Raw genomic sequence first — 13,346 nt, 5'->3', positions numbered from 1 at the left:
GGAACGACGTCGGGCACGTCCGGCGGCAACAGCTCGGGTGCCGGCGGCGGGGGCGGCGGCATCAGGGTGTCGGCCTGAACGATGACCGGTTCCGGCGCGGGCGGGGGCAGCATCGGATCGACGGGCGCGGGCTCAGCGCCGACCATCTGTTCAGCGGGCAGGTACATGTGCTTGGTGAACTGCGACTGGTAGGCGCCGCCGCCACCGATCTTGACTCCGCCGCCTTCACCGCTGGAGACGGGGGTGCCGTCCGGCAGCGTCACGGCGGTGTGGCCGCCGTTCCAGCCGATCACCAGAGCATTGGGTGCGGTGCCGTACTTGAACCCGCGAGCCAGCAGGGCCCGCTCCTGATTTCCGGTGTGGAACCGATCGCCGTAGACGGGTCGACCCGTCGCGGCGTTGGCAACCCACGACGCCAGGCCCGAGCAGTCCGTACCCCGGGGTGAGTCACCGCCGGAGACGTACGGAGTGCCCGACACCTGGTTGACGAGTGTCAACAAAGTGGCTAGAGCAAACATGCAGAGGGACGCTAACAACACGCTTTTGGGGGTCGCAAAAAACGTGTCCTGTGTCACGTTTACAAATTTTTATGGTGTGAACGACAGATTTACGTGCAATTTCAATTCAAAATTGGCGCGCTTCGCAGGTGCGACGTGCCGGAAAACTACCAGTTCAACGCCGGTGCGCCAACTCGAGGGTCACCCCAATGCCCATCAAGATCAGATTCTCGTGAAATTCGGCGTTTTCTAGCCGACCTTCTTAGCTGAGGGTCCAGAAATGAGACCTATGCCATAGATATCGCGCCTTTCCGCGACCCCTGCGTGAGCGCTCTGTTGCCGTTCCGAGATACGTCATTCCGGCCGACTTGGCCGTCTCGCGCATGGCTGATCCCTAGGCTGCGGGCATGACGATCGACCGCGCCGCACTGATCGCGGGGGGCATCCGGCTCGCGTCGGGAGCGTCCTTCCTCATCGACCCGCTGCGCGCCAACAGGCTCTGGGGTGAACCCGACGATCCGGGTCCCTCGGCGCGTCTGCTGCTGCGGTCGATGGGGTACCGGGACGCGCTGATCGGAGGCGTGTTGGTCGGGGCCGCACTGCGCCGGCGCGACACCCGCGGGTGGTTCCTGGCCTCCGGCGGCGCCGACGCGGCCGACCTGCTGGGCGGCCTCAGCGTGCACGGCGATCTCAAGCGGGGACAGCAGATGATCGGACTGGGCGGCGCCGTCCTCGGTATCGGGGTTGGGTTGTGGGGTGCGCTGCGACCGCGCCCAGTGTCACCGCCGATATCTGCACCAGGGCGTGCACGATCGGATCTGACGCGATTCTGACGTCGGGTTGACCCGAGCGGCGGTTGTGCCCAAGTGTTAGCGACGCGTCGGGCAGACGGGGGGAATCAGTCTGCCGGCTGTATCGAAAGGGTGGGGTGAGGATGGACCGGGTTGCCGATGGTGACCAGAAACTGGAGCCTTCGGGCATAGAGGAGCCTGTGGACCCCAAGGTTCGCAGGGCTTTTGGCCTGCTGGAACGGTTCGCGCCGGTGATCGGGTCACGGTGGGCCGTCGAACTGTGGTGCACCCCGCCGACGGTGGACTCCGCATTGAAGATGCCACCCGGGGTCCCGCCCGGAACGCGGGTTGAGGCGACGTGGGACGGGCACCTGGTGGTCGGTGAGGCGTGGGGGGAGGGCCCGCCGGTGTACCTGGTGCACGGGTGGGGTGGGTTCCGCGCGCACATGGGCGTGTTCGTCAAACCCCTCGTCGAGGCGGGGCATCGAGTCATCGCCTTCGATCTGCCCAGCCACAACGAGTCTGGACCGGGGGAGTTGGCGCCGGGACGGACCACACTGCTGGAGTGCACGCACGCGGTCCACGCCATGGTGCGTGAGCACGGCGACGCCCGCGCGATCGTGGCGCACTCCCTGGGCGCCAAGGCCGCGGCCCTGGCGGCGGCGCAGGGGCTTCCTGTCGAGCGTCTGGTGTTCCTGGCCCCGATGGGGAACTTCCCGCACTATCTGGACCTGTTCGCGGAGCGGCACGGATTCGGCCCCCGGATCCGTGACGGCCTGCACCGCAGGCTCACGCGCCGAATCGGGATGCCGTTGTTGGAGACCGACATCCCCGTGCTCGCCAGCCGCGCGGGACACCTGCCGCTGCTGCTCGTACACGACCCGGACGACCCCGACGCGCCCTATGAGGCCAGCGAGCAGATCATCGAGACGTGGCCGGAGGCGACGCTGTTCACCACGCGCGGGTTGGGCCGTCTGGCGCACTATCGCGTGCTGCGGCACCGGCCCGCGATCAACGCCGTCGTCGAGTTCATCGGAAGCCCGTCGGCCGCTCGGGGGTGAGGACGGCTCCGCGGATCCCGATTGACGAGCGCGTCAGCGCAGTACGCTTCGAGAGTGCCGGAGACGGTGTACGCATCCTGCGGCGATCTGAGTCTGGCCTATCAGGTGTTCGGGGATGGGCCGATCGAGCTTGTGTTCGTCGGGTCGTTCGCCAGCCACATCGAGCTGTACTGGACCATGCCCGAATTTGTGGCCTTCTTCGAGCGGCTCTCCACGTTCTGTCGCGTGCTTCTGTTCGACAAGGCCGGGGTCGGTCTGTCGGACCCGGTCCCGAGAGTTCCCACGCTGGATGATCGGGCGGCCGAGATCGAGGCGGTTATGGACACCGTCGGCTTCGACAGAGCGGTGCTTTTCGGCGTGAGCGAGGGCGGCCCGGCCTCGATCTTCTTCGCGGCCACCCGCCCGGAGCGGACGCGGGCGCTGATTCTTACCGGCACCTTCGCATACGCCTACATCGACGGCTGGGATGACGTGAACCGCGATCCGGCCGAGCTGCGGGCGCGCCTCATACCCGAGCTGGGTGAGGTCTACACGCCCTCGGTGCAGCAGCTCGCCCGCGTGCTGGCTTTTTGGCGCGGCGTCCTCTCGGCGTGGGGCAGCGGCGAGGCGGCTAAGGTTCTCCTGCCGTCGGTGCGGGCGATCCGCCTCCTGGCCATGGTGGAGCGTATGAGCGCCAGCCCGGGGATGGCGCGCGCGGCATTCGAAGCGATGTTCCGGCTTGACGTGCGGCCGATCCTGCCGACGATCAGCGCGCCCACCCTGGTCATCCATGCCCGCGACGAAGTCACTCCGGTGCAGTGCGGCCGATACCTCGCCGATCACATCCCCGCTGCCCGTCTGCTCGAAGTCGCCGGCAGCGACCACGCGCCCTGGCTCGCCGATCCCGACAAGATCTTGACCGAGGTCGAGGAGTTCCTCACCGGCAGCCACGCGCCGCCGTCATTGTCCCGCCGCGCGCTGCGGACGGTGCTGTTCACCGACGTGGTGGCCGCCACGCGGCGCCTCGCCGCGACGGGCGACGAGCGGTGGAGCGCGGTGTTGCAGCGGTTCAACCAGATCACCACGGAGACCACCCGGCGATTCGGCGGCACCGTGGTCGACAGCACGGGTGACGGGCACATGATCACGTTCGAGGGCCCCACCCCGGCCATCCGCTGCGCGGAGGCCCTGTGCGACGACGCCACGACGCTGGGTCTGGAGATCCGCGCGGGCATCCACACCGGCGAGTGCGAACTGCGCGACGCCCGAGTGGTCGGAATCGCCGTGCACATCGCGGCGCGGATCGTCGACCTGGCCGGGGCGGGGGAGATCCTCGTCTCCCGCACCGTCCGCGATCTGGTGGTCGGTTCGGGCACCGGCTTCGAGGACCGCGGCACCGTCGAACTGCGGGGGGTGCCCGGCACCTGGCAGCTGATGGCGGTCGATCGACGGGGCCCGCGAGCGGGAACGGCGGAGGCGGACCTGGTGTCGACTCCCACGCCCGGCCCCCGAACGGAGATGCGACAGTCCGACCGGGCCGTCGCGGCAATGGCCAGGCATGCGCCGTGGCTTCTGCGCGGTGCCGCCCGGTTGGTCCCCGGCCTCAGCCGGACAGAGATCCGTTGACTCGCAGTGGGAACGCCGGAGACGACAAAGGCCCGGTGGAAACCGGGCCTGACGCTGAGAGAATATGGTGCGCGATACTGGGATTGAACCAGTGACCTCTTCCGTGTCAGGGAAGCGCTCTCCCGCTGAGCTAATCGCGCCGGGTTAAATCTCGGAGGTGGAGACGGGAATCGAACCCGTGTGCACGGCTTTGCAGGCCGTTGCCTCACCACTCGGCCACTCCACCGCTGGGGTTGATGCCACTGCACCTTCGAGCGGATGACGGGATTCGAACCCGCGACCCTCACCTTGGCAAGGTGATGCGCTACCAACTGCGCTACATCCGCGTGCCTCGGGCGAGATCGTCGCCCGGTGCGATGCAGAACATTAGTGCACGTTGGCGCCCAGACACAAATCCCTTGTTCACCAGCGGTATTTGGGGTGTTCAGATGGGCGGGCGGGCCCGGCTTGTCACCGTCACCCCAGGTGCTCACAGGCCCGCGGATGGGGGGTCCCCGCGGTGCCTGTGGCGTAGGTCTGGCGAAAGCGGCGCTGCGCGGAGACGCGACGTCGTACCGGCCGTGTCTGCTGGGCGGCGGCCGGGGAGAACCTTCCGGTGCGGCGACGATCGCCACCGCTGACCAGCGGATTCTGGTACCGGCACCCAACCGTGCTAATCTTCTGCCTCGTTCGAATTCTTCGAATAGACGGTCTCGTAGCTCAGTGGGAGAGCGTCCGCCTCACACGCGGAAGGTCGCTGGTTCGATACCAGCCGGGACCACAACACACAGCCCTCGAATGGCGTTCACCGCCGCGAGTCTTCCGGGCCTTCAAGCGATGCGTCGCAGGCCACTTCTCTTCTCGTCTGGAATCTCAGCCAGTGCACGGCAGTGCTCAACTGCCCAGCCTCCAGTAACAAGTCGGCCCACGATGAATCGAGCCGTCAGCGGGCGCCCAGGCGCGGGGTGGGGGAAGACCGCGGCACACGGGGCCAGGGCCATACAGGGCCGCGTAGGCGCTTACACGCCCAGCTTCAGGCCGGCCCCGGCATCGATGAACAACTGCTGGCCGGTGACGAAGCGAGACTCGTCGGACGCCAAGTAGACGATGGCATGTGAGATGTCTTCCGGCTCGACCCAGGGCGTCGGCATGGCCTGCAGCAGGGGGAAGACCACCTCGGCGTCCTGCCTGGTCGGTTCGGCGAGGTCGGGTCGAAACACTTTGTACATGGGCGTGTTGTGCAGCATGTCTGTGTTGACGTTGGTGGGGTGTACGGCGTTGATCCTGATGCTGTGCGGCGCCATGGTCAGGGCCAGGGCCTTCGTGTACTCCCGGATCATCTTCTTCGCCATTCCATACCCGGCCCCTCCGGGACCCTGCGGTCCGCCACCGGTGGCCAGGTCCTTCTGGTCCACCAAGCCGGCGATGGAACCGGTGACGATCACCGAACCGCCCTCCGTCAGATGGTCCAGACCGACGTGGATGGTGTTGACCACGCCCACAAAATCCACGTCGAACGCGTCAATGAAGCCTCGATACGGAATGTGGTTGCCCTGAGGGCAGATTCCCGCGTTGGCGACGACGACGTGCAGCCCCCCGAGCTGTGCCACCGCGTCATCCAGTGCGGCCTTCATGCCGGGGCGGTCGCGCACATCGACCACGGCGGTCACAATTCGTCGTCCCGACTTCTCGACGAGTTTCGCAGTTTCGTCGAGGTCGTCTCGCGTGGCGAGGGGATACTCGTTCGACTCGATGTCGGCGCAGATGTCGATGGCGATGATGTCTGCGCCCTCATCGGCGAGCCGCACGGCGTGACTGCGACCTTGGCCGCGGGCCGCGCCGGTGACAAGGGCCACCTTGCCCGTGAGACGGTTCATTCGTTCTCCATTCACTCGCGGGTCATCGCCACTGTGGATAATAGAACACGAAGTGTTGAATTGTCACACATCGGCGCGGTTCGCCGGCGTGCGTCCCGGCGGGCCGGCGTCTGCGACTTCGAGTCAGTGAAACCCCGTCCGGTTAAACGTCTTTCGAGAATCCTCCGGATGGAGTCGAGTGCCGATCCGCCAGGCGAGGGACGCGGGTGCTCACAGGGTCATCGGTGGCGCGGGGGACTTGAGCGTCACGTGATCGAGCCCGACGTTGGGATTGTCGAGCGCGCCGGCGAAGATTCCGGCCAAGGTGTCGGCCACCGCCTCGGGCGTCATGTGGGTGGCCGGAACGAGACCACGGGAGATCCACTCGCCGGCAACGGCTCCGAGGAGGTCGGGATCGAAGTCGGAGATGAAATCCGTGGGCACCGTCGCGCCGACCTCGACGCAGCTGAAACGGTATCCGGGGTGCTCCAGTCGCCATGCCACCAGGCTTCGCTCCATCGCGGCCTTGCTCGCGGAGTACGCGCCGAGCGCGCGATGGGGATGGCGTACTGAATCGGACGACATCACCGCGATGATCGCCGACGGGGCGAGCACGGGCAGGTGGGCCTGGATGATCTGGTGGACACCGATCACGTTCGTGGACAGGACCTTGAACCAGTCTTCGGCGTCGACGTCGCAGAAGGGCTTCAGAGGGGCGTATCCGGCCGTGATCACGAGCAGATCCACCTCGCCGAGCACGCGAGCGGCGGTGTCGCCGACACGGGCGCAGTCTGCGGGCAGGCAGATGTCGGCCGACACCGATGCCGCCAGCGACGGGTCGGCGGTGACCTCGGCGGGCAGTTCGCGACGCGCGACGACGACAAGGCGGGCGCTGTCGGCCATCGCCTTCTCGGCGAATGCTCTCCCGATCCCAGCCGAACCCCCCACCACGACGACTCGCCTGCCCGCCAGGGACCGTTCGCTCATCGTGCGCCCTCCGCGATCGACTTGATCTCGAGATACTCCTCGAAGCCCGCCACTCCCATCTCGCGTCCGATCCCGCTCTGCTTGTATCCACCGAACGGCACGTCGACGCCGTAGAAGACGCCCCCGTTGACGTTGACGGTCCCGGTGCGCATGCGATTGGCGACGGCACGCGCCCGCTCATCCGATGCGCTCACCACGGCGCCGGACAGTCCGTATCGGGAGTTGTTGGCGATTGCCACAGCGTGGTCATCGCCGTCGTGCGGTATCACCGCCAGCACGGGTCCAAAGATCTCCTCTTGAGCCACAGCGGAATCCGGATCGACGTCGGCCAGCACGGTGGGCTCCACGAAGTAGCCGGTGGGCAGGTGCGCGGGAACGCCGCCGCCGACCGCCACGGTGGCGCCGTCATCGAGGCCCTTCTGGATGTAGCCGAGCACGCGCTGTCGCTGCTGCTCGCGGATCAGTGGTCCCATGAGCACCGACGAGTCCGTGGGATCGCCGTAGGGCCAGCCCTTGAGCATCTCCGCCAGCATCTCGACGCCTTCGCGGTACTTCTTGCGGGGAAGGAGAAGTCGGGTGGTGTTGGCGCAGCCCTGGCCGGCATGGGTGGTGGTGGCAAACGCCGCGGATGTCGCCACCGATGCCATGTCGGCGTCATCGAGTGCGACGAGTGCCGACTTGCCGCCGAGTTCGAGGAAGACCTTCTTGATGGTCGGCGCTGCGGCGATCATGATGCGCGTCCCGGTGGCGGTCGATCCGGTGAACGAGATCATGTCGACGCGCGGATCCTCGCAGAGCTGCTGGCCGATCTGGTGGTCGGATGAGGTGACGATGTTGACCACGCCGGCTGGAAAGTCGGTGTGCTCAGTGATGATCCGTCCCAGAAGCGTTGCGCTGTAGGGGGTGTCGGGGGCAGGCTTGAGTACGACGGTGTTGCCCGCCGCGAGAGCCGGGATCATCTTCGCCAGATTGATCTGCACCGGGTAGTTCCACGGTGTGATGGCGCCGACCACGCCCACCGGCTCGCGGCGCACCGTTCTGAGCGTCTTCATGCCGAACGGTTCGGCGATTCCGAGGCTGGTCTCCCAGGCGTAGTCCTGCGCGAGATCGGCGACCCACGGCAGCCCGGCGATGGGGGTGTCCAGCTGCGGTCCCAAGGTCAGCGCCACTGGGCACCCGACCTCGGCGACCACCGCGGCCCGCAGGTCATCGGCGTGGTCGGTGAGGGCCGCGTGCAGCTCCCGGATGCAGCCGATTCGGAACTCGTGGTCGTCGGCCCAACCGGTGTTGTCGAAGGCGTTGCGTGCCGCCGCAATCGCCGCGTCCATGTCGGCGCCAGTTCCGTCGGCGGCAACACCGATGACATCCTCGGTGGCGGGGTTGACGTTGTCATAAGTCGCGCGGTTGGACGCGGCGACCAGGCGTCCGGCGATCAGCATTCGCTCTTCGCGCCAGATCTCGGTCATATGTCTCCTGACTTCTCCAGTCGCGGGCCGCGGGGATGCACGGCGACGCCGAATGGAACAATAGTGCAGGAGATGTTCAGATGACCAGCAATGAGCGGAGTGGACTCAGCGCAGACCGTTGACGGCGAACTTCTCCACGTACTTGCGCACGGTCTCGGGCTTCGACATGTCGAATGTCTGGGCCTCGTTGACGGTCGAGAACGAGTAGATGATGCGCGCGAGCCATTCGCTCGCCGCGATGACGTCGACTCCGGAGCCCACCTCGCCGCGCTTCTGCGCTTCTTGGACGTAGGGAATCAGGAACTGCGTCGACCGTCGGACGGCCGAGTCACCGTCGGAGATCATGTGGCGCATCAGTTCTGCGTCGTCGGCCATCAGTCGATTGCGCGTGCGATGGTCGAGCAGAATGGTCGCGTGTGTCTCAGCCATGGCGCCAAGCTTTTCGGCGAGGGTGGCCTTCTCCGCCATGGCGGCGGCGACCAACCGGTAGAACTTCTGCGCCCCGAACTCGATTGCGGCCTCGATCAGGACGTTGCGGTCTTCGAAGTACCGATAGACGGTGCCGCGCGAGACGTTGGCCATCCGCGCCACATCCTGGACGCTGGTGCGCTGAATGCCCAGTTGGGTGAAGCACACGTTTGCTGCTTCCAGGATCTGATCCCGGCGGTCCAGCTCGTCCTGGTCCTCAGCTGCGCTCGTCACCCGTGCGGTTGCCATCGATAACTCCTCGCGTCTTGGGAGGCTGTGTCATCGCCCCGCCAAGTCCACAATGCTACGCGACAGTGTGTGTCCAGGTGTATCGGCAGACCGCTGGCAGCGGCTGGAACTCCCACCAGGGCTGCCGCGATCACCATCGACACAGACGCAGACTTCTGAGCGTCTACAGTCCCAGGCGGTCCGCGAGGGCGCGGCGGTGGTGATCGGCGTCACCGAGCAGCAGTCCCGAAGACTGGGCCCGTTTGAAGTACATGTGCGCGGGGTGTTCCCACGTGAAACCGATCCCACCGTGCAACTGGATGTTGGCGCCTGCTGCGCGCAGATACGCCTCGGAACACTGGGCCTTGGCCAGAGCCGCGGCCGCGGGAAACTCGGCGGGGAAGCTGTCGACGGCGTACGCAGCGTACTGGGCTGCGCCCCTGGCGCATTCGATCGCCAGCATCACGTCGGCGCACATGTGGCGGACAGCTTGGAACGATCCGATGGGCTTGCCGAACTGCTGTCGCACCTTCGCATAGCCGACGGCCTGGTCGAGGCAGCGTTGGGCTCCGCCGACCTGTTCGGCGGCCAGCGCGGCGGCGGCCCGCGCCAGTGCGCCTTCGAGCTCCGGCACGGCGATGTTCAGCCGAGTCGCCGGGGTGGCCGAGAACTCGATGACCGCCTGGCGGCGGGTCGGATCCAGTGTCGACTGCGAGCGCCGTCGCAGCGTCTCGGTGTCATCGACGCAGAACACACCGATGCCCGAGTCCGTTCGGGCGACCACCAACACCAGGTCGGCGATCACACCGTCGAGCACATAGTGTTTGGTGCCGGTGAGGAGCCACCCCTCGGGGTGGGCGTCGGCGCGCGTTTCGGTGTCCGCCACGCACCAGCGCCCGCTGCGTTCGGTGACGGCCAGCGTTGCGATCGCGTGGCCGTTCGCGATCCGCGGAAGGTGTCGTTTCTTGGCGGCCTCATCGTTCGACGCCACGAGGACGCCGGCTGCGAGGACGGCTGAGGCGAAATACGGACCGGGCACAAGGGCGGCCCCCATCTCCTCCATCACCATGGCCAACACCGGGTACCCGAAGCCCTCACCCCCGTACTCCTCCGGTATCGCCAGCCCCTGCAGATTCAGCTGGTCGGCCATCGCGCGCCACAGCGCGGGGTCATACCCGTCCGTGGACTCCATCACCCGGCGGACCTCGTCCTCCGGCGAATGACGCTCGAGGAACTCCCGCACCGCGGTACGGAACTCGCGCTGCTCGTCGGTCTCGGTGAATGCCGGGGATTGTTCTGTCATCTCAGCGGTTCCTCGGGTCATCCACGGCGCGGCCGGTGGAGGCGGCCCTCGGCGGTTCGGCTCCTCGGCGCAGTGTCCGGATCCAGTCGCCGTCAGCGGCCGGGGGAGCAACCGGGGTGTCGAGTCGGTGCGGGTTCGCGTTGTGGAACTCCTGCCACGTGGGAAACGCGTCGTGGAAGTTCCCGCTGTGTGCGGCGGTGTTGGGCCACCGCATCTTCCGTGGACCCAGCGGGGGATCGGAGATGTCGCTCTCATACCAGAACAGCGGTGCGCGTCGGACGAACAGCCACCGGCCGTCGCGACGCTCGTAGGTGTCGAGGTAGGCGAGCAGTTCGATGACCCACACCGACTCGGTCTCAAGATCGTTGCGTGAATACACGACTCCGGACGCGTGGTCGCTGTCGTGGATGTCGATCACGTGACCGAGCACCCCATGCGCGCTGCCGAGCAGGTCGTGCCGAAGTTCGGTGTCATACCACTGACGAAGCGCCGCGCGGCCGGACCGTCGCCCGGGTACGCGCACGTCGTCGACGAACAGGTTCACCAGGGAGTCGAGGTCGCGCATGTCCAGCGCAACAGCGTATTTGGCTGGCAGTTGCCGGATCTCGTCGAGCGCTTCCAGACGAGCGATGCGGGCCGCCAGATCCGGGCTCTCAGAACCGCCGGGACTCATCCGAGTGCGCCCTCACTCATCAGGGTGGTGAGTCTGCGCTTGTCGATCTTGTCAGTCGTGGTGTACGGCAGCGGTGTGGTGTCGGCGAGGATGAACCAGCGCTTCGGCACCTTGTACGCCGCGAGTTGGGTGCGGCAGGCGGCCGCCAGAGTATCGGCAGTGGCCCGGTGGCCGTCGTTGAGGACCACCGCCGCGCTGACGATCGCGCCCCGTTCGGGGTCCGGCACACCGACGACGTAGGCCACACGCACCTCGGGGAGGCGCCGAAGGGCGGCCTCCACCTCCATCGGTGCGACGTTCGTGCCGGAGGTCTTGATCATCTCGTCGGTGCGGCCTGCGAAGTAGAGATGGCCGTCGTCGTCCCGGAACCCGGCGTCCTTGGTGTGCAGCCAGCCTTCGCGGTCCACGATCTCGTACCAATGCCTGCCGATCATGCCGCGCAGCAACGCCTTTCCGCGCACGCAGATCTCGCCGGTCACCCCGTTGGGAACCTCGACACCGTCGTCGTCGACGATCTTGTGCTCAAATCCAGGCGCCGACACTCCCAGGGATCCGCGCTTGGCCTCGGGCACCTGCTCATGCGGTGGCCACCAGGTGTGGCTGCTGCAGGTCTCGGTCATACCCAACTGGGCGACGCGCAGCGACGGGTCCGCGGTGCGTCGCTGCGGGGCGAGCAGCACCTGCTGGTAGCCCTCGCGAATCCGGGAGAGGTCTGTCGAGGCGAAGTCCGGGTGGTTGGCCAGTGCCGGTCCGACGTGCGGGAAACCCGTTGTGTAGGTGGCGCGCTCGCGCTCAAGGAGACGCAGGGTGTGGCCCGCGTCGAATCGGTGCTCGGTGAGCACGGTGGACCCGTACTGGAACGGGCCCAGGAAGCCGAACACCAGTCCCGCCACCCAGAAGAACACCATGGGCACGTAGATGCGGTCGTCGGCATTCCAGCCGTGTTCGGACGCGATGAATCTGGAGTGGGTGATGGCGGTGCCGTGGGTGTGGACGATGCCCTTTGGGTTCGACGTGCTGCCGGAGGTGTAGATGATCAGCAGATCGTCGGTGGGGCGGACGGTCTGCTCGCACGCGGCAAGGAATTCCGCAGCGACAGGCTCCGGCCACTCGGTGGGCCACTCGGTCGTGGTCGGTCCCAACGGCAGGACAGAGCGCAGCTGAGGCAGTGCGATCGACCGCAGCGGAGTCTGAAGCCCCTGAGCGGCCGCGGCAATGCGGGTCAGCATGTCCTTGCCGAGGATGGACTGAACGGACAGCACCGTGTGGACATCGGCGTCGCGCAGCACCCACGCCAGTTCGGCGGGCTGCAGGAAGGTGTTCAACGGCAGCGCCACCGCACCGATGCGCGTCACGGCGAGAAAGGCCACGACGAATTCGGGTCCGTTCGGAGCCAGGATCCCGACGCGAACCCCCTTGCCGACGCCGGCGTTGAGCAGTCGGGCCGCCATCGCCGCGGAGTCGGCATCGGCCTGGGCATAGCTGATGCGTTCGGTGGTGCCGTCCTCCACGCATGTGACGACGAGGTCCGACGCGCCGTTGCGCTCGACCACCGATGCCAGGACTGCGGGCATCGTGGGTTGGTAGGGGAGGGGCTCGTAGTCGAAGGTGCGCGCGGCGGACTGCGCGGGCGAGGTCATTCGACGACCCAACGGGGTTCGCGCTTCTCGGCGAACGCGACCATGCCCTCCCGGTAGTCGGGGTGGGTCATCTGATGGTGCAGGACGTAGCGGTAGGCGACGTCGTTCGCGGCGTGCAGGCCCACGTCCAGGGTGCTCCACATGGCTTTGATGGAGGCCTGTGTCGTGGCCGGTGACAGTTCGGCGATCGACAGGGCGATCTCCCGAGCGCGCGCCTGCAGGCGGTCGGCGGGCACCACCTCGTTGATGAGCCCGATCTCGTGACCGCGTTGGGCGCTGATCCGTCCGTCCTTGGTCATCAGGGCCAACTGCATCACCATCGAGATCGGCATGCGCCGCAGAAGCACCGCGGGCTCCAGTGCGAAGACATTGCCCACCTTCAGGTGGGTGTCGATCAGCTCGGCGTGTTCGGCCGCGATGATCAGGTCGGCGTCCGCGACCTGATGCAGGCCCCCGCCCACCACCATGCCGTTGAGCGCGCAGATGACGGGTTTCCAGACGTTGTGATGGAGTCGCGAGCCGGGGACCTTGTTGCGGATTCCGCCGGAGGCCGTCGCCCGGATGTCCTGTCCGGCGCAGAAGGCGCGGTCGCCGGCGCCGGTGATGATCGCGACCCGGATGTCGGCGTCATCGCGAACCTGACCCCACGCCCAGCCCAGTTCGGTGCGGGTCAGATCGTCGGTCGCGTTCAGTCGCTCAGGACGGTTGATGGTGATCGTGGCGACGTGATCGCTCACGTCGAACAGAATCCGCTCCAGTTCCACTCCTGAGCCCTTTCAGATGATTCCAGTG

General features: G+C 66.9%; 12 protein-coding genes and 4 tRNA genes. 4 read left to right on the top strand and 12 right to left on the bottom strand.

Annotation, left to right across the window (positions count from 1 at the left end; all coding sequences use genetic code 11):
* A partial coding sequence (locus A5727_RS09450; RefSeq protein WP_068248160.1) for a glycoside hydrolase occupies positions 1-518 on the bottom strand: 518 nt, incomplete at its 3' end.
* A gap of 386 nt (positions 519-904) precedes the next feature.
* Between A5727_RS09450 and A5727_RS09445 the strand changes: the two genes are divergently transcribed.
* The 3 genes from A5727_RS09445 (at position 905) to A5727_RS09435 (ending at position 3,954) form a co-directional block, all read left to right on the top strand.
* Complete coding sequence (locus tag A5727_RS09445; protein WP_068248102.1) at positions 905-1,330, top strand: DUF4267 domain-containing protein; 426 nt, start codon at positions 905-907, stop codon at positions 1,328-1,330.
* A 101-nt stretch (positions 1,331-1,431) separates the two neighbouring features.
* Positions 1,432-2,349, top strand: coding sequence for an alpha/beta fold hydrolase (locus A5727_RS09440; protein ID WP_068248098.1), 918 nt, complete (start codon positions 1,432-1,434; stop codon positions 2,347-2,349).
* A gap of 54 nt (positions 2,350-2,403) precedes the next feature.
* The gene (locus A5727_RS09435) at positions 2,404-3,954 is read left to right on the top strand and encodes an adenylate/guanylate cyclase domain-containing protein (RefSeq protein ID WP_068248097.1); all 1,551 of its coding nucleotides are present in this window, start codon (positions 2,404-2,406) and stop codon (positions 3,952-3,954) included.
* A 65-nt stretch (positions 3,955-4,019) separates the two neighbouring features.
* Here the strand turns inward: A5727_RS09435 and A5727_RS09430 are convergent.
* The 3 genes from A5727_RS09430 to A5727_RS09420 form a co-directional block, all read right to left on the bottom strand.
* A tRNA-Val gene (locus A5727_RS09430) sits at positions 4,020-4,094 on the bottom strand.
* Positions 4,095-4,109: 15 nt separating this feature from the next.
* Positions 4,110-4,180 (bottom strand) — tRNA-Cys (locus A5727_RS09425).
* A gap of 27 nt (positions 4,181-4,207) precedes the next feature.
* Positions 4,208-4,280: transfer RNA gene (locus A5727_RS09420), tRNA-Gly, on the bottom strand.
* Positions 4,281-4,642: 362 nt separating this feature from the next.
* On the opposite strand from A5727_RS09420, the gene A5727_RS09415 reads away from it, so the two are divergent.
* Positions 4,643-4,714 (top strand) — tRNA-Val (locus A5727_RS09415).
* A 238-nt stretch (positions 4,715-4,952) separates the two neighbouring features.
* Here A5727_RS09415 and A5727_RS09410 read toward each other — a convergent pair.
* The 8 genes from A5727_RS09410 to A5727_RS09375 all read right to left on the bottom strand — a co-directional run bounded on the left by A5727_RS09410 (position 4,953) and on the right by A5727_RS09375 (position 13,291).
* On the bottom strand, positions 4,953-5,810 hold the full coding sequence (locus tag A5727_RS09410; protein WP_068248096.1) for a mycofactocin-coupled SDR family oxidoreductase: 858 nt from the start codon (positions 5,808-5,810) through the stop codon (positions 4,953-4,955).
* Between the two features lie 210 nt (positions 5,811-6,020).
* Entirely contained in the window at positions 6,021-6,776 is a 756-nt protein-coding gene (locus tag A5727_RS09405; protein WP_068248095.1) for an SDR family NAD(P)-dependent oxidoreductase, read from the bottom strand.
* Positions 6,773-8,242, bottom strand: a complete 1,470-nt coding sequence (locus A5727_RS09400; RefSeq protein WP_068248093.1) for an aldehyde dehydrogenase — start codon at positions 8,240-8,242, stop codon at positions 6,773-6,775. Before A5727_RS09400 ends, A5727_RS09405 begins: the two co-directional genes overlap by 4 nt.
* 105 nt (positions 8,243-8,347) lie before the next feature.
* Positions 8,348-8,959, bottom strand: a complete 612-nt coding sequence (locus A5727_RS09395) for a TetR/AcrR family transcriptional regulator (protein ID WP_068248090.1) — start codon at positions 8,957-8,959, stop codon at positions 8,348-8,350.
* Positions 8,960-9,122: 163 nt separating this feature from the next.
* Positions 9,123-10,241 (bottom strand): acyl-CoA dehydrogenase family protein, encoded by a 1,119-nt coding sequence (locus A5727_RS09390; RefSeq protein ID WP_157521301.1) that lies wholly within the window; start codon positions 10,239-10,241, stop codon positions 9,123-9,125.
* A 1-nt stretch (position 10,242) separates the two neighbouring features.
* Positions 10,243-10,914, bottom strand: a complete 672-nt coding sequence (locus tag A5727_RS09385; protein WP_068248082.1) for a nuclear transport factor 2 family protein — start codon at positions 10,912-10,914, stop codon at positions 10,243-10,245.
* Entirely contained in the window at positions 10,911-12,554 is a 1,644-nt protein-coding gene (locus A5727_RS09380; RefSeq protein ID WP_068248080.1) for a class I adenylate-forming enzyme family protein, read from the bottom strand. The genes A5727_RS09385 and A5727_RS09380 overlap by 4 nt, the downstream gene beginning before the upstream one ends.
* Entirely contained in the window at positions 12,551-13,291 is a 741-nt protein-coding gene (locus tag A5727_RS09375; protein WP_231992010.1) for an enoyl-CoA hydratase/isomerase family protein, read from the bottom strand. The genes A5727_RS09380 and A5727_RS09375 overlap by 4 nt, the downstream gene beginning before the upstream one ends.
* Positions 13,292-13,346 lie beyond the last annotated feature (55 nt).

Source organism: Mycobacterium sp. ACS4331 (assembly GCF_001667265.1).
Classification (GTDB): Bacteria; Actinomycetota; Actinomycetes; order Mycobacteriales; family Mycobacteriaceae; genus Mycobacterium.
This window is presented reverse-complemented; position numbering and strand designations above follow the sequence as displayed.